15 protein-coding genes and 1 other annotated feature are annotated in these 16,264 nt (G+C 37.6%); of the genes, 1 reads left to right on the top strand and 14 read right to left on the bottom strand.

Translation table 11 applies throughout. The features are described 5' to 3' along the window. Positions 1–267: 267 nt before the first annotated feature. From BR50_RS11270 to BR50_RS11230, 9 genes are all read right to left on the bottom strand, one after another. A complete protein-coding gene (locus BR50_RS11270; protein WP_034548684.1) occupies positions 268–525 on the bottom strand; it encodes a DUF1294 domain-containing protein in 258 nt (85 codons plus the stop codon). A 3-nt stretch (positions 526–528) separates the two neighbouring features. After that, positions 529–1,764 (bottom strand): peptidase T, encoded by a 1,236-nt coding sequence (pepT, locus tag BR50_RS11265; RefSeq protein ID WP_034548683.1) that lies wholly within the window; start codon positions 1,762–1,764, stop codon positions 529–531. 32 nt (positions 1,765–1,796) lie between these two features. Next, on the bottom strand, positions 1,797–2,921 hold the full coding sequence (locus BR50_RS11260) for a Nif3-like dinuclear metal center hexameric protein (RefSeq protein ID WP_034548682.1): 1,125 nt from the start codon (positions 2,919–2,921) through the stop codon (positions 1,797–1,799). After that, positions 2,918–3,622, bottom strand: a complete 705-nt coding sequence (locus BR50_RS11255) for a tRNA (adenine(22)-N(1))-methyltransferase (RefSeq protein WP_034548681.1) — start codon at positions 3,620–3,622, stop codon at positions 2,918–2,920. The genes BR50_RS11260 and BR50_RS11255 overlap by 4 nt, the downstream gene beginning before the upstream one ends. A gap of 30 nt (positions 3,623–3,652) precedes the next feature. Beyond that, the gene (locus tag BR50_RS11250) at positions 3,653–4,111 is read right to left on the bottom strand and encodes a hypothetical protein (protein WP_034548680.1); all 459 of its coding nucleotides are present in this window, start codon (positions 4,109–4,111) and stop codon (positions 3,653–3,655) included. Positions 4,112–4,240: 129 nt separating this feature from the next. Then, positions 4,241–5,362 carry an RNA polymerase sigma factor RpoD gene (rpoD, locus tag BR50_RS11245; protein ID WP_034548679.1) on the bottom strand — a complete coding sequence of 374 codons (1,122 nt, stop codon included), beginning with the start codon at positions 5,360–5,362 and terminating at the stop codon, positions 4,241–4,243. A gap of 50 nt (positions 5,363–5,412) precedes the next feature. After that, a complete protein-coding gene (gene dnaG, locus BR50_RS11240; RefSeq protein WP_245792851.1) occupies positions 5,413–7,269 on the bottom strand; it encodes a DNA primase in 1,857 nt (618 codons plus the stop codon). A 393-nt stretch (positions 7,270–7,662) separates the two neighbouring features. Further along, complete coding sequence (locus BR50_RS11235; RefSeq protein WP_034548676.1) at positions 7,663–8,229, bottom strand: hypothetical protein; 567 nt, start codon at positions 8,227–8,229, stop codon at positions 7,663–7,665. A 96-nt stretch (positions 8,230–8,325) separates the two neighbouring features. Continuing rightward, complete coding sequence (locus BR50_RS11230) at positions 8,326–8,844, bottom strand: transcription repressor NadR (RefSeq protein WP_034548675.1); 519 nt, start codon at positions 8,842–8,844, stop codon at positions 8,326–8,328. A 151-nt stretch (positions 8,845–8,995) separates the two neighbouring features. On the opposite strand from BR50_RS11230, the gene BR50_RS11225 reads away from it, so the two are divergent. Then, positions 8,996–9,835 (top strand): metallophosphoesterase, encoded by an 840-nt coding sequence (locus BR50_RS11225; protein WP_034548674.1) that lies wholly within the window; start codon positions 8,996–8,998, stop codon positions 9,833–9,835. A gap of 58 nt (positions 9,836–9,893) precedes the next feature. Here BR50_RS11225 and BR50_RS11220 read toward each other — a convergent pair whose 3' ends face one another. The 5 genes from BR50_RS11220 to recO all read right to left on the bottom strand — a co-directional run bounded on the left by BR50_RS11220 (position 9,894) and on the right by recO (position 16,236). Further along, positions 9,894–11,609 carry an ABC transporter ATP-binding protein gene (locus tag BR50_RS11220; RefSeq protein WP_034548672.1) on the bottom strand — a complete coding sequence of 572 codons (1,716 nt, stop codon included), beginning with the start codon at positions 11,607–11,609 and terminating at the stop codon, positions 9,894–9,896. 50 nt (positions 11,610–11,659) lie between these two features. Next, positions 11,660–12,031 carry a DUF488 domain-containing protein gene (locus BR50_RS11215; protein ID WP_034548671.1) on the bottom strand — a complete coding sequence of 124 codons (372 nt, stop codon included), beginning with the start codon at positions 12,029–12,031 and terminating at the stop codon, positions 11,660–11,662. A 94-nt stretch (positions 12,032–12,125) separates the two neighbouring features. Continuing rightward, positions 12,126–14,210 carry a glycine--tRNA ligase subunit beta gene (glyS, locus tag BR50_RS11210; RefSeq protein WP_034548670.1) on the bottom strand — a complete coding sequence of 695 codons (2,085 nt, stop codon included), beginning with the start codon at positions 14,208–14,210 and terminating at the stop codon, positions 12,126–12,128. Position 14,211: 1 nt separating this feature from the next. Beyond that, positions 14,212–15,123 carry a glycine--tRNA ligase subunit alpha gene (gene glyQ, locus BR50_RS11205; protein WP_034548669.1) on the bottom strand — a complete coding sequence of 304 codons (912 nt, stop codon included), beginning with the start codon at positions 15,121–15,123 and terminating at the stop codon, positions 14,212–14,214. An 80-nt stretch (positions 15,124–15,203) separates the two neighbouring features. Further along, positions 15,204–15,381 (bottom strand) — a binding site (T-box leader). Positions 15,382–15,420: 39 nt separating this feature from the next. Further along, positions 15,421–16,236, bottom strand: a complete 816-nt coding sequence (gene recO / locus BR50_RS11200; protein ID WP_034548667.1) for a DNA repair protein RecO — start codon at positions 16,234–16,236, stop codon at positions 15,421–15,423. Between the last annotated feature and the right edge of the window lie 28 nt (positions 16,237–16,264).

Below are 16,264 nucleotides of genomic sequence, written 5' to 3'. Positions count from 1 at the left end.
TGTGGATGCTTCAAAAAAATTTATTCTGGAATGGACGGGTTTGCTTGTGGAGAGCCAAGGGAACGCCTGAAGCCTAAAAGAAAGTTGTCATGGTTGTTGCTGCTTTAGCAGCTTACAAACATGATACACTTGGGCGTTATTTGCCCACAGTGCTTCATTTTAGGCTACAAGCAACCCTATTCCTTCATAAATTTTGAGTAAGTAATGCCATTAGATTAAGTCTATCAACACAAAAAATTATACAGCCTTTTATTTTATTTCATGAAATTATAAAAAATAGACGAATAAGAAAATAGCAACGGCTGTTCCTAGAGTAAAGATTGCTTTAAAAGATCCTTTGGTCGTTTTATGACGAAACAAATGCATACTTAAGATGCCGCCAAACCCGCCGCCAACAAGACCTAAACCTAAAAGCGTCTTTTCAGGAATTCTCCATTGTCTCTTGACCGCTTTTCGTTTATCTATGCCCATCAGCAGAAACAAAAGACTATTGCATAAAAGAAGGTAAGCAGCTACTATAGTCATTCACTAAACTCCTTTTACAGCATTTAGACGCGCAATTTCAACAATAACAGCTGTAGCTTTTTCCATACTTTCAACTGCTACAAATTCATAACGGCCATGAAAGTTTTCTCCGCCGGCAAAAATATTCGGTGTTGGCAGCCCCATAAAGGAAATTTTAGAGCCGTCTGTTCCACCGCGAATCGGTTCAATAATTGGTTTGATAGCTAAATTATTCATTGCTTCTTCAGCAATATCGACTACGGTCATATCTTTTTCAATGATCTCACCCATGTTGTAGTAAGAATCATTTAATTCGATCGTGACGCGTTCGCTTCCATAAGCTTCATTTAATTTAGCCGCTTGTTCCAACATAAAGGCTTTACGGGCTTCAAATTTTTTGCGGTCATGATCTCGGATAATATACGTTAATGTTGCTTCATCAACTTCACCAGTGATTCCCACTAAATGATAGAATCCTTCACGACCTTCTGTTTTCTCCGGCACTTCATCTTGAGGCAACAACGCATCAAAAGCCATTCCGATTTTCGCAGCATTTACCATCGTATTTTTAGCTGTGCCTGGGTGAACATTTTTCCCTTGGATCTTAACAACAGCTGCTGCTGCATTAAAACTCTCGAATTCTAATTCGCCAACTGGACCGCCATCCATGGTGTAAGCAAATTTCGCATTGAATCCAGGAACATCAAAACGATCTGCTCCGATACCAATTTCTTCATCAGGACCAAAACCAACACGAATATCGCCATGTTCAATAGAATCATCATTGATCAATATTTCCATAGCCGTCATGATTTCAGCGATCCCAGCTTTATCATCAGCGCCTAATAAAGTCGTTCCATCGGTCGTGATCAATGTTTGACCAATATAATTTTTTAAATTAGGAAAATCTTTCGGATCTAAAACAACTTGTTGTTCTTCATTTAAGACAATTGCTTCTCCATTGTATTGTTCATGGAATTGCGGGTTCACATTTTCCGCATTGAAGTCAGCCGTATCTAAATGGGCTATAAAGCCGACCGTCGGTACTTTTTTAGCTGTATTACTTGGCAAAGTAGCCGTCACATAGCCATTGCTTTTATTATAAGCGATATCGCTTAGTCCGATTTCTTTTAGCTCTTCCATTAACGTTTTAGCAAATTCAACTTGGCTTTGCGTTGAAGGGGTCGTCGAGCTGTTCTCATCAGAACGGGTCTCTGTTTTTACATAACGAATAAAACGTGGTACAAGATTTTCATACATAACAGATATCTTCCTTTCAAAAATCTTTTTTTTTAAATAAAGCTATAAGGATCCGTATTCAAATCCGATTGAATGATGTCAAAATCCCATTCGGCTTCTGTTTTCCATTCTGTAAACAAGTCAACTAATCGCGGTTTACAGATACTTTCAATGTGATGACCTGGATCGATCACACTTAATCCATCGGCTAACATATCATGAGCCGTATGGTAATACACATCTCCAGTGATAAAAACATCTGCATTTTTTTTAAGCGCATCTGGGTAGTATTTCCCTGCATCTCCACCGCATACTGCTACGCGTTGGATCAGTTTATCTTTATCCGGCGTAACATAACGTAAGCCTGATACCCCGAAAAGATCTTTCACTTTTTGAGCAAAGTCATGAACTGAAATAGGTTCAGTTAAATTACCCACTCTTCCCAAACCATATTCATCAACAAAATTTTCAATGGTATATAGATCGTATGGCGGTTCTTCATACGGGTGAGCTTCAAATAAAGCTTTTTCAATCGTTTGCGTTAATTGTTCTGGAAAAACGACTTCAATTCGAGCCTCAGCTACACGCTCAGGTTGGTCAAGTTCTCCTATTTTAGGATTGGCCTGATTGATTGGTGTAAACCGTCCAACACCTTCAAAGGTATACGTGCAATCCTTATAATTGGGACCTATTTGACCTGCTCCTGCATCTGTTAAAGCTTTTCGAACTTCTGCCTCATTTTCTCTAGGAACAAATACCGCAATTTTTTTATAAGAAAATTGCTTCGTTACATGCATAATTTCAGTCTCTTTTAATGCTAACGCATCTGCTAGCCACGTATTCATACCGTTAGTAGCCACGTCCAAATTCGTATGAGCCGCATAAACGGTTATATCCTGCTTCAACAAATCAGCGTACATGTTGATTTGTGCATTGTCTGTAGCTAGATTTTTGATTGGACGAAAAATAGGCGGGTGATGAGCAAAAATAAAATCAACCTGTTTTTCAATCGCTTCTTGCACTACTTCAGGACGAATGTCTAATGTGACCATCATTTTCTTGATAGGTTTATTCAAGGTTCCTACTGCTAACCCAACCGGATCCCCAGCTTCAGCCAATTGTTTTGGAGCAAATGATTCAAATTTTTGGATAAACTCACTTCCATAAGTCTCAGTCATTTCAGCACCCCTTCTATTTCTTGGATCTCTGCTTGAAATTGTATACTTTTAGCGGTTTGGTCTGTACTTGATTTTGTTAAGCTGTCAAGAATGCGCTGATTTTTTTCAAGTTCTTTTTGCCACTTCTTTTTAAAAATAGCAGAGTTTTCATCTTTCAAATGAAAACCAAACGTCAACTGGGTCGCTGTGGCCGTTGGTTTTTTTGATGGATCTTTTACTGCGACCATCAATTCATAAATTTTATCATTTTCTTCAATAAGTTCTTCAGCCGTAACGGTATAACAATGTGCAACTAACCATTCGCGTAACGTTTTTTCGCCTATATTCGGCTGTAAAATCAAACGTTCTTTACCAGTCAGATGGCCTTTTTTAAGCCCACTATCTAAAATAGCCGCAATCAATAAACCGCCCATACCACATATGGTAATAGCCGTTATTTCATCTTCTGGAGAAATAACTTCTAATCCATCACCTAAACGAACACTGATTTTTTCTGTTAACCCTAAACGTTTCACTTGATTTTGTGCCGCTTGAAATGGGCCTTCAACAATTTCCCCCGCTATAGCGAAAGCAACTTTTTCCTTACTTGCTAAAGCACAAGGCAAATAAGCGTGGTCAGAACCGATATCTGCTAAATGATCACCCGGTTCAACATAAGACGCAGCTCTGCTTAAACGTAGCGATAATTGACTTTCATCCATACTTATCACTTCTTTCTTTTAATAAATTGCTTATCCTTCGAAGAACTCTTCATCCATCAAGTAACCTTCTGCGGCATCTTTAGAATGAAAAACTCCTTCAACTTGATCATTTGGCAATGCTACAAGCCATGTAGGATTATCATAGACCAACTTTAAGATATCGCCTTTATTGTCGAACCATAGCTCAGTGTAGCCTTCTTCATAGCCATCAGCGGTTTTCTTTAAATGAGCAATTGCTTGATCCACTAATGAACGGATGGTTTCTTCCGTTTCGTCTCTAACAGAAATGTACCCTTTATCTGTTTCTTCTTTAGGCAAATAGCCTGCATAAATCAACGCATTTCCATTCGGGTGTAGGAAACGTACGGCCATTGTCTTAGGTACTGCACTATCTTTAAAATGGTAATTCAATCGGTTCATCGATACTTTTGTTGCAGTCAGTTCTTCATAACTATCAAAGATAGCCTTTTTTTCTTCAAATGATAACATGTCATTCATCCCTTCATTTTTACATCGTTTACTATTATACCAGTTTTTTTACCTATCGTTCATATTTATCTCTATAAACGAAAGAAGATCGCCCAAGTAACGCTCATTTTGGACGACCATTTTATTTTGTTATTCTAAAAAGTCTTTTAATTGTTTTGAACGACTTGGGTGACGCAATTTGCGAAGTGCTTTAGCTTCAATTTGACGAATACGCTCGCGCGTAACGCCAAATACTTTGCCGACATCTTCAAGTGTACGGTTACGCCCATCATCAAGACCAAAACGTAAACGCAATACATTTTCTTCACGGTCTGTCAGTGTATCTAGCACATCTTCTAATTGTTCTTTCAACAATTCGTAAGCAGCGTTCTCTGCTGGACTAGTTGCATCGTGATCCTCGATAAAGTCGCCTAAATGAGAATCGTCTTCTTCCCCGATTGGAGTTTCTAAAGAAACCGGTTCTTGAGCAATTTTTAGGATCTCACGAACTTTTTCAGTTGGCAGATCCATTTCTGCTCCGATTTCTTCCGGTGTAGGTTCGCGTCCTAGATCTTGTAATAATTGACGTTGGATACGGATCAACTTATTGATTGTTTCAACCATGTGTACTGGGATACGAATGGTGCGAGCTTGGTCGGCAATCGCACGCGTAATAGCTTGACGGATCCACCAAGTAGCATACGTAGAGAATTTAAAGCCTTTTTTATAATCGAATTTTTCAACAGCTTTCATCAATCCCATGTTTCCTTCTTGGATCAGATCTAAGAACTGCATCCCACGTCCAACATAGCGTTTGGCAATACTTACAACTAAACGCAAGTTAGCTTCTGCAAGACGTTGGCGTGCTTCTTGATCGCCTTCTTCGATTTTTATAGCCAGTTCAACTTCTTGAGCTGCAGTCAATAAATTCACTCGCCCGATTTCTTTTAAATACATTCTGACGGGGTCATTGATTTTTACTCCAGGAGGAGCTGTTAAGTCTTCTGGTTTTTCTGCGTCTTTTTCTGCTTTCATTTCTTTGATTTTTAGTTGTCGAGCTGTTGGGCCACCATCGTCTCCAACCACTCCAACACCTGCATCTTCAACTGTTTGGATCAGTGCATCCATTTTTTCAGCATTTAAAGAAAAAGGAGTTGCTATTTTATTTGTTAATTCATCGTAATGAACGGTCCCTACTATCTTGTGCTCTTTGATAAAACTCTTGACTTCGTTATCATACGCTTTTTTTGTTGTTATTTTTTTTTCAGCCATTAAAAAGCCTCCCCTTTTAAAATTACTAACACTTGTTACCAGGATTTCACTTATTTATTTTTTAATAAACGAGATAGATCGACTACTTCAATCATTAATACACGAAGCTGCTCTTTATCGCCTCGCCTAGATGCTTCTGTCAGGGCTTCTTGTTTTTCTTTCAAACGCATTTGAAGAACCGATTTCCTTGAAATCATATCCAGGTAATCTTCTACTTCTCTTGCAGAGATCTCATTGCTTATTGACAAAAGCTCAATTTCAACAATCAGATTTTTCAATTCTGATTCTTTTACAAAGTCAATAAACGCATCAATAGGCCCTTCATTATCTGTATGCTCTCGGAAACTTTCATATAAAATAAACAACATTTGGTATTCATCGTGCACAAAATGAAAATCAGCTGAACCATCTTTAACGATTATCCAGGCTTCTTCAAAATGAAACAAGCGATTTAATAATAAACGCTCTGCATATTCAATGTTATCTGGTTTTCTTTTTTGCATGTGTACTTGAGGATAATTCACTTCAACAGTCTGCTTTGGATACGTTTGTTGTTGTTTTTCTTTTGTTCGTTGATTACGAGAATCATGAAATTTTTGCTGAAACTGTTCCTTTAAAGAATCAATAGAGAGTTCGAATTCATTCGCTAATTGTTTAAAGTAAAGTTCACGTTCAACAGCCGAAGTGACCGAGAGCAGTTCAGCTAATATTTTCTCAATGTACCCTAAGCGTTCACTCTCATTTGATAGATTGAGCGATTTACGGTAATAAGCCATTTTGAAGCCAAAAAGCGTCTCTCTTCCATGAGCGATCAATTCATTGAAAGCATCAGCCCCATTTTTTTTAATGTGCTCATCTGGATCCATACCTTCAGAGAAACGAATAATATCGATATCAAAATTAGTCTCTGCTGCTAAAAGATCACTGGCTCTCTTGGTTGCCTCAATTCCTGCCGGATCTCCATCATATGCAATCAGTACATGATCCGTTACTCGATCGATCAAATGGATTTGCTCATTTGTAAGACTGGTTCCCATTGAAGCGACTCCATTGGTCACCCCAGCTTTCCAAGCTGCTATAACGTCCATAAAACCTTCAAATAATATAACTTCTTTTTCTCGTCTTATGGATGGACGTGCAAGATCAAAATTAAACAGAACCGTTCGTTTATTAAATAGCTGGGTTTCAGGACTATTTAAATATTTAGGTGCGCCCTCATCAGCTTCTTGCTGAAAAATACGCCCCGAAAAAGCAACGGTCTTCCCTTGCTGGTTTCGAATGGGGAATATGATTCTATTGTAAAATCGGTCAAGCAAATCTCCATTATCTTTTTCCACAAATAGACCCGTTTTTCCCAACAATTCTTGCTCACTATTTTTCCCAAGTAAATATTGTTGCAGCATAGTTCGTTCTCGCGGAGCAAACCCAATATTAAATGTATCAATTATATCTCGAGTCAATCCTCTTTGAGTTAAATACGCTAAAGCATCTTCTCCGATTTTTGTATTCAACAGAATATGATGAAATAATTCAGCACTTTCTTCATGGATACGAATCAGTTTTTCTTTTGTTGAGTCGTTCGTTTTATTTTTATGGTCGTGATCGTGTACTAAGGAATCATCTAGTTGAAATTGACCCAGTTCAGCTGTCTTAATGACAGCTTCTGGAAAAGTGAGTCCATCGACTTCCATTAAAAAAGTAAACACATTACCGCCACGTCCACAACTAAAACAGTGAAAAATTTGTTTTTCTTCTGTTACCGAAAATGAAGGAGTTCGTTCTTCATGAAAAGGACAAAAGCCAAAAAGATTTTTACCTTTCTTTTTTAATTGAACATACTGACTGACAACATCCACTATATTAGTTTCTTGCCGTATTTTATTGACAGTTTCTTCTGGAATCATCATTGCCAAGCTGTTCACCTCTTAGTAAAAAATAAAGAACGTTAGGTCCTGTCAGAAAGACTATCCAGTCTCTAAAAGCCGCACTCATAAACAAGTGCGACTTTATTCTCTAAATCTATTATCAGACAGAACTATACATTTTTCATAATAGCACATTCTGTGAAAAAAAACAATTTTTTAAAATGAATAACACAAACAATTTATTATAATTAAAACCACCGGCGTAAACCTTATCGATGCAAAAATACGATTTGATTATTTTATTGTTACACGTTTGATTTCGCATTTAAATTTATGTACTGCCTTATTACCTTATCTAGAGACTAACGAAAAAACCCAGTACTTTTAAAAACCTGATAGGGTTTTAAAAGTACTGGGTTCTCAAGAACAATTTATTTATTTTATTTTGGCCACAGTTGCAGCAAATGAGTTACGACTCATCAGCGATTTCCAGACAGCATGAGCAAGAATAAAATCGATCATGCTATGAATGATCGTACCTGCTCCGACTAATAAGAAAACAGATTGCAAGAATCCTTGCGTATAATAAGCCGTTGTCATTTCTCCACCAAAATAAAAAACAGAAACGACAGCCACCTCAGAAACAGCATGCAACACACCGATAAAAAAAGAATAGAATTGTATTTTAATGGTGGATTGAAGAATATCAGGCTTTTTAAGCAGGATATAAGATCCTAACCCTGCAAAAATGACATGAGTCAAAGCTCTTAATGTGATGATAATTGGAAACCCTCCCAACAGAAAACCTACAGCTGTGCCCAAAGCTACAGTTATCGCAACCATCGGTGAAATAAACATAGCGATAAAAATAGCAACATGGCTAGCTAATGTGAAAGAAGCTGGCTCTAAGACTAATTTGACCGGTGAGATCATGGGAATCAAAATACCTACAGCTACTAATAACGCCGCTATGGTCAATTTATGAACTTTATTCGTTTTCATATCAACAACTCCTATCATTAAATGCACCTTTACACGTGTCAAGACACATCGATAAATTTAATTATAGGTGATTTCAGCAAGTTGTCAAGACACCTTTTAATTCTTGTACAATAGGCCTAAATCATCAAGCTCTTTTTTGATACGATCAAATGTTTTTTTGTCTGCACATGCAATGGTATGCAAATGAACACCACCTGTTAATTCAGATAGTAAATTGGCTTGTTTATTCTCTATCGTTTCCATAAATCGATCTGCATCGTAACGCGAAGAAATCGATAACCGCCCTCTCAGCTCCCCATATATCGGATGTTCAACGATAACATCTACTACTTCTCCCCCATTATCCACTACCGCATACAATTCAGTTTTTGTTTCCGCTGCACTGTGGTGACTAGCTAGTTGGCCGACAAATTTATTTGTCATAGATGCCGATTCTAATACGTATCCTTTTGGAGTAGCTATGACATCGACACCGCTCGCTCTTAATAAAGCTACATCGCCTACAATGATTTGCCGACTCACACTTAGCAATGCCGCTAATTTCCTGGCACTTAGCGGTCTATTTTCCTGTGATAAAATCGAAACAATGCTGTCTCTTCTTTTAGTTGCCTCCATAAAAAATCAGTCCTTTTCAATTTTTACACTCTTTTTATGCTCATTATACCTTAATTTATTTCAATTGAAGCTTTTAAAATGAAATTGTTAGGAGCAAGAACTCTTTCAAAGTATGCTATACTTTAAAAAAAGTTTTCAATAAGGAGATCATATGAAAAAAATCATACTTGTTTTTCTTCTGTTTATTGGTCTAGCTATCACCTTTTGCCTATATGGCTATCAACAGAACCGTTCATTAGATATCGAGCATCAAACCATCCTATTAGATGACTTACCGCAAGAGTTAGATCAATTAAAAATCGTCCATCTATCTGATACGCATTTTGAAAAAAATCGTATTTCAATTGAGACCTTACTTTCAGCCATCAAGCAAGCACAACCTGATTTCATTTTCTTGACCGGAGATTTGATCGATCGTACGGCTGATTTAAGCAAGATACCGTTAGAGGAATTTGGTCGTTCATTAGTCGCTATTGCACCAACCTATGCCATATCCGGGAATCACGAAACAAGCAGCGGACACTTACCAGAGTGGGAATATAACATTAAAAATAGCGGTGTTGTTCTGTTAAATAATGAGCAACTCACCTTAGCGGTTAACGGTGCTCAACTTATTTTAGCCGGTGTTAGCGATGAAAGCTATCCTGACGAAATACCTTTACTAGATCCCCTAAGCGATGGTGTACCGACCCTACTGCTCGCTCATCACCCTGAATACTTTGAGCAGTACTTAACTTCCAACCCATTGATCCAACCGGACATCACCTTTAGCGGCCATGCCCACGGTGGACAAATAAGACTCCCACTTATCGGCCCTTTATACGCCCCTGGTCAAGGCTTGTTTCCTAAATACACCAACGGAATCTACACTAGTGAGGCAGACTCTTCAAAAAAACTAGTCGTCAGCCGTGGAATCGGAAATAGCATATTCCCTTTTCGAATCAACAATAAACCCCATTTATTGATCATTACCCTTGAACGGACTAACTAGAAAAAACCACTAGCGTAAGGAAAATAAAAATCCCACTAGTGGTTTATTTTGATCGATTTCATTGACCAAATTGAGCTTCATACAACTTCTTATATGCACCATCAGTTGCGATCAATTCTTGATGACTGCCTTGTTCAACTATTCCTTGTTCATCTACCACAATAATACGCGTAGCATGTTTAATAGTCGCTAATCGATGTGCAATAATCAATGTTGTGCGGCCTTTTGCTAATGAATTTAGGGATTCTTGGATCACTTGTTCTGTCTCAGTATCTAAAGCAGAAGTTGCTTCGTCTAAAATCAAAATCGGAGGATTTTTTAAAAACATTCGTGCAATGGATAATCGTTGTTTTTGCCCACCAGATAATTTCACACCTCTTTCACCAATGATCGTATCTAGCCCCCTAGGCATATCGTTTACAACCTTTTCTAAATGAGCTAATCGAACGGCTTCACTTATTTCTGCTTCACTTGCATCCAGTTTCCCATAAGCAACATTTTCTCTGACACTTCCCGGGAAAAGATAGACGTCTTGCTGGACCACGCCAACTTGATTCCGCAATGACTGCATGGTCATATCTTGAATATTGATTCCATCAACGGTTACTTCACCCTCACTCACTTCATAAAAACGAGGCAGCAAATTACAAATAGTCGTCTTACCTGCTCCACTTGGTCCAACAAAGGCAACCGTTTCTCCCGCACGAATCGATAAATTGATCCCATCTAAAACTTTTTTTGATGAATTATACCAAAAGGAAACATTTTTATAGTCGATATCGCCTTTCAAGCGGTCTACTTCAATCGCATTTTTCTTATCTTGAATAGCCGGTTTTTTATCCAATTCTTCGGTTAACCTCTTGAAGCCAGCAATTCCTTTAGGGTAACTTTCAATCATCGTATTTATTTTTTCGATCGGCCGAACAAAAATATTAGCTAGTAAGATAAAGCCTACAAAGTCACCATAACTGATTTCGCCTTGGATCGTATAATAAGCACCAAAAAATAAAGCAAACAAATTAATTAAACGGATCAGAAAATAATTATACGAAGAACTGATTGCCATCATTTTGTAAAATAAAATTTTCGACTTTCGATAAGCTTTATTCAATACTTCAAATCGGCCGGCTTCGTGCTCTTCATTAGCAAAAGCTTGAATAACACGTATGCCGCTGACAGAAGCTTCGATTCCAGCATTGAATTCACCTAAATCATTAAAAATCTTTGTATTGATCTTGGTCATTCGTTTATTAAAGAACACTAATGCGATCGTGATAAAAGGGACCATCACAAACGTTGCCAAAGCAAGTTGAACATGGACCGTTAACATCAACAAGAAAGCCCCACTTAAAGTAATAAAAGTGATAAATACATCCTCTGGACCATGATGGGCAACTTCTGATATTTCAAATAAGTCGGTAGTCAAGCGCGTCATTAATTTGCCGGTTTTTTGATTATCGTAATAACTAAAAGGCTGTTCTTGCAAGTGCCCATACAATTCACGGCGCATATCTGTTTCGATATTCACTCCTAGTTTGTGCCCAAAATAAACAACGACATACTGCAAAGAAGTGTTCACGAGATACAAAAAGAGTAAAGATAGCGAAATCGTTACAATCAATGTCCAATTTGCTGAAGGCAATAAGTCATCGATCACACGGTTGACTACAACTGGAAAAGATAACTCTAAAATAGCTGCGAGTATCGCACAGCCAAAATCTAAGATAAATAATTTTTTATACGGTTTATAATAACTGAAAAAACGTTTTAACATAGTGTCCTCCAAACGGATTTATTTATTTTTCAAACAATTTACTAAGTATGCTATTGCATTTTAGTTTGAACGAATTCTATTAAAATCACCACATGGTTGAATTGTTCATCTTTTGCGGCGTAGACAAACGTTACTGGCGATTGCTGCAACTCATCGAAAACATGTTCAATAAACTCTTGTGCATAAGGATTTGATTCTAATTCAGCCCAGTAAGCTTTTTTAAACCAATCAAATTTTTGCGGTTGATGATCAAATTCTTTACGGATTTTTGTCGTTGGAGTGATTTCTTTTGTCCAATCATCTATATCAGCTTTTTCTCTCGATACCCCTCTGGGCCATATTCGGTCCACTAAAATACGATAGCCATCTTCTTTTTCACTTTTTTCATATACTCGTTTCATCGTTAACGGATAATTGATCATCTCTGCTCGCCCCTTTATCTGGCTAAAAAAATAAAACTCCACTAAGGAAAATTCTATCCCTAGTGGAGCATAAAGTAAACTGATTTGTTAAAGGTTACTTAACTACTAATTTGTCTACACTAGCAAAAGATAAAACGAAATTAGAAATCTCCATCAATAAAGCTAAGCGGTTATTGCGAATGGCCTCATTGTCAGTCATGACCATATTTTCATTGAAAAATTCCTCAATCAATGGTTGCAACTGCTCAAATGCTACATAGTTTTTAGCACTATCACTTTCGTCTATCGTTTTTATGATTTCTTCAAATGCTTCATGCAATAATTTTTCAGACTTCGTTTCAAATAAGTCAGTATTCACTTTTATTTTTTCTTGGTCAAGCAGTTCTTCACCTTTACTAGCTAGATTAACGACCCGGGTCAACGCTTCGATCGTCGGTTTAAATACAGCATCTGATACATGGCTGTTCAAGACTCGACTAGATTCAATCAATTTTAGTAAATCTTCTTGGTGAGAACTTAAGGCTGCATCAACTACATCATGGCGTATGCTCTCTGCCATTAATAATTGACGGATACGAGCTTTAGTAAAATCCCCTACTTGTGCAGCACTTGACTTGTAACCTTCGATCAAGGAGCTTTGTGCGATAACAGAGGCCGTTAGAATATTTTCTTTCAATGAGATCATTGGAAAAATCCAATTTTTCGATTCAATAATACGAACAATACCATAGGTTTGACGTCTCAAGGCATATGGATCGTTTGATCCAGTTGGGATCATTCCAACTGCAAAGAAACTTAAAACACTTTCCAATTTATCTGCAATAGCTAAAACAGCTCCAACAGACGATTGTGGAAGTTCTCCTTCACTTGAAATCGGCATGTAATGTTCTCTAATAGCTGCAGCTACAACTGGATTCTCACCTTGCGCTAAAGCGTATTTTTCACCCATGACCCCTTGTAATTCAGGAAATTCTCCGACCATGTTGGTCACCAAATCAAATTTATAAATTTCAGATGCACGATTTAGATCCTTTAATTCAGTAGCAGTCAAACCGACCTGTTTCCCAATTAGTTGGGCAATTGCTTGTACCCGGTTCATTTTTTCATAAATGGACCCGATTTTTTCATGGAACGTCACTAGTTTTAAGCGTTCGACACAAGCAGCTATGGTTAATTTTTGATCTTCTTCATAGAAAAAGCGGCCGTCATCTAAACGGGCAGTCAATACTTTCTCATTTCCTTTAGCAACTGTATCAATGTGTTCGGCATTTCCATTACGAACGGAGATAAAGTAAGGTAGAATAGTGCCTTTATTGTCTCTCACGCCAAAATAGCGCTGATGGTCTTTCATCGACGTGATCAATACCTCTTCTGGCAGATCTAAGTATTTTTTATCAAATGAACCATAAAAAGCAGTTGGGTATTCAATCAAGTTGTTGACTTCTTCTAGTAATTCTTCATCCAATGAAACAGACCATTGATTTGCCTTTGTCAGCTCCTCAATTTGGGTAACGATCATTTGTTTACGTTTGGCACTATCCGCGATAACAAAAACACTCTCCAACGTTTTTTCGTAGTCCAAAGCATCAGCAAATGTTACATCATGCCCTAAAAAACGGTGGCCGCGTGAAGTATTCGCTGTTTGGATATCTAGCAGTTCAAAGGGGATCACCTCTTCATCTAACATAGCTGTCAGCCAATGGAACGGACGGATATATTTAAATGAATGGTTTGCCCAATGCATGCTTACTGGGAATGTCAGTGATGTGATCACTTTATCTAAACCAACTAAAATCTCATTGACTGTTTTTCCTGAGATAAATTTATCAACGTAAACGTACTCGATATCTTTGATCGATTTGAAATAGATATCATCGGTAGCTGCTCCTTGTCCTCGAGCAAACCCGATAGCAGCTTTACTCCAATTGCCTTCAGCATCTTGAGCTATTTTTCGAGCAGGACCTTTTACAGATTCTTGGATATCTTCTTGTTTTTCTACGATATCTTTGACAATAACAGCTAGTCTTCGTGGAGTCGAGAAGGGGATCACTGCTCCATGATCCAACCGATTTTCTTTTAAAAAGGCTGCTATTTTTTGTACTAATTGTTCACTACTTGGGGTAACGATATGAGCTGGAATTTCTTCTAAACCGATTTCTAATAAAAGATTTTTAGTCATCTTAGTTTGCCTCCTTAGTTTCGACAGATTGGTTTTGAAGCAGAGGGAAACCTAATTTCTCACGTTCGGTTACAAAAGCTTTTGCGATCGAACGTGCCATATTTCGAATGCGAGCTAAGTACCCAGCGCGTTCTGTGACGGATACTGCTCCTCTTGCATCTAATAAATTGAACGTGTGGCTGCACTTTAAAACATAATCGTAGGCTGGATGAACTAACCCTGCTTTAATTTGAGCTAAAGCTTCCTTTTCATATTCATTGAATAACATCAAAAGCAATTCTTGATTGCTGTTTTCAAAAGCGTATTTTGAATGCTCATATTCAGGTTGAATAAATATTTCACCGTATTTTACGCCTTTCGTCCACTCAATGTCATAAACACTATCTACATCTTGAATGTATGAAGCTAAACGTTCTAGTCCGTAAGTAAGTTCGCTTGTTACAGGATTACATTCTAATCCTCCAACTTGTTGGAAGTAGGTAAATTGAGTGATTTCCATCCCATCTAACCAAACTTCCCAACCTAGACCAGCACAACCCATTGATGGATTTTCCCAGTTGTCTTCAACAAAACGAATATCATGTTCTAATGGATCGATCCCTAATAAGCGAAGACTTTCTAAATAAAGTTCTTGGATATCATCAGGTGAAGGTTTCATGACTACTTGAAATTGATGATGTTGAAACAAGCGGTTTGGATTTTCACCATAACGGCCATCTGCTGGACGTCTTGAAGGCTCTACATATGCCGCATTCCAGGGTTCAGGTCCAATCGCACGTAAGAATGTATAGGGACTCATCGTTCCTGCCCCTTTTTCTGTATCGTAAGCTTGGAGCAGCAAGCAGCCTTGATCTGACCAATATTTTTGTAACGTTAAAATGATTTCTTGAAATGTTAAACTATTTTCTTTCATTATGACATTCTCCTTTTTTTCAAATTATACGGTCAACTAAAAAATAACACAAAAAAAGTCCCTATGCTGACAATTATCAGCATAGGGACGATAATACAATCGCGGTTCCACCCTAATTCTAGTTTATTAAAAACTAGCATCTCTTTTATCGAACAGCTCCAGAAGGCCTTTCAAAACTTTGTCTATATTTGGCTTACACTATCCCAAATTCGCTCGTATAGAAATAAAATTTTTACTTTTTTCTTTCATCGCTGGTTATTCAATTGTTTCTATCATAGCTTGTTACAAGAACTTTTGTCAATCATTAATTTCATTCTCATCTGGTGTTTCTTTAGGCGGGACTCTCTTATCGATCAAGAGATTGCCCCACGTATACATCTGATCAATAAATTTTTTACTTTTCAACTTGATTCCGACTGATTCATCATAGATAAGATCGATCAACGTCCTGATCTCCCGTTTTGTTTCTTCTTTAACAGTAATAGAGCCTAGACGATCTAAAGAAATAGCTGAAAATAACCGCACAAAATGAATTGCCTTTTGACTGGAATGGTAACGGTAGCGATCCAGATGCCAATGCTCTTGGCACAGTAATCCTCCATAGCTGCCAGAATAATCAAACGGCCCTTCAGTATTCCCACATACACGGCAACCTCTTAATTCAGGCGAAACACCAAAATATGGAAGAATTTGGATCTCAAATATATTGACTACTATTTCTGGATCCGTTCCTTCATCAATTTCGGTTAAGCACTGGTCTATTTTATGAAACAACGTTCCATCTACAACGCCATCCTCTAAAGCTGCATCTGCTAAATTTAAAATATACGTCGCATAGGCATTTAAAAAGATATCCGTTTGCATACTTTTATACTGTTCAACTTCTTTTGCATCTCTTATAAAACACAGTCCAGTGTCTCGCATATCAGCTATATATGTTGCCTTCGTAAAGGGCAATACAGCTGTTCTAAGTTTATTTTTTTGCTTTCGCGTTCCTTTGACAAAAAACATTTTTTTCCCAAATCGATTTGTAAATAATTTGACCAATTGATCATTTTCACGATGATTTCGTACAGATAACACAATGCCTTCTACTTCTTCTATTTGAGCCATTTAGAAACCCCCTACGATATGATCTTCG

It is taken from the genome of Carnobacterium alterfunditum DSM 5972, from assembly GCF_000744115.1.
In the GTDB taxonomy this organism is placed as follows: Bacteria; Bacillota; Bacilli; order Lactobacillales; family Carnobacteriaceae; genus Carnobacterium_B; species Carnobacterium_B alterfunditum.
The sequence above is the reverse complement of the archived record's forward strand: the minus strand, read 5'-3'. Positions and strand labels throughout refer to the sequence as shown.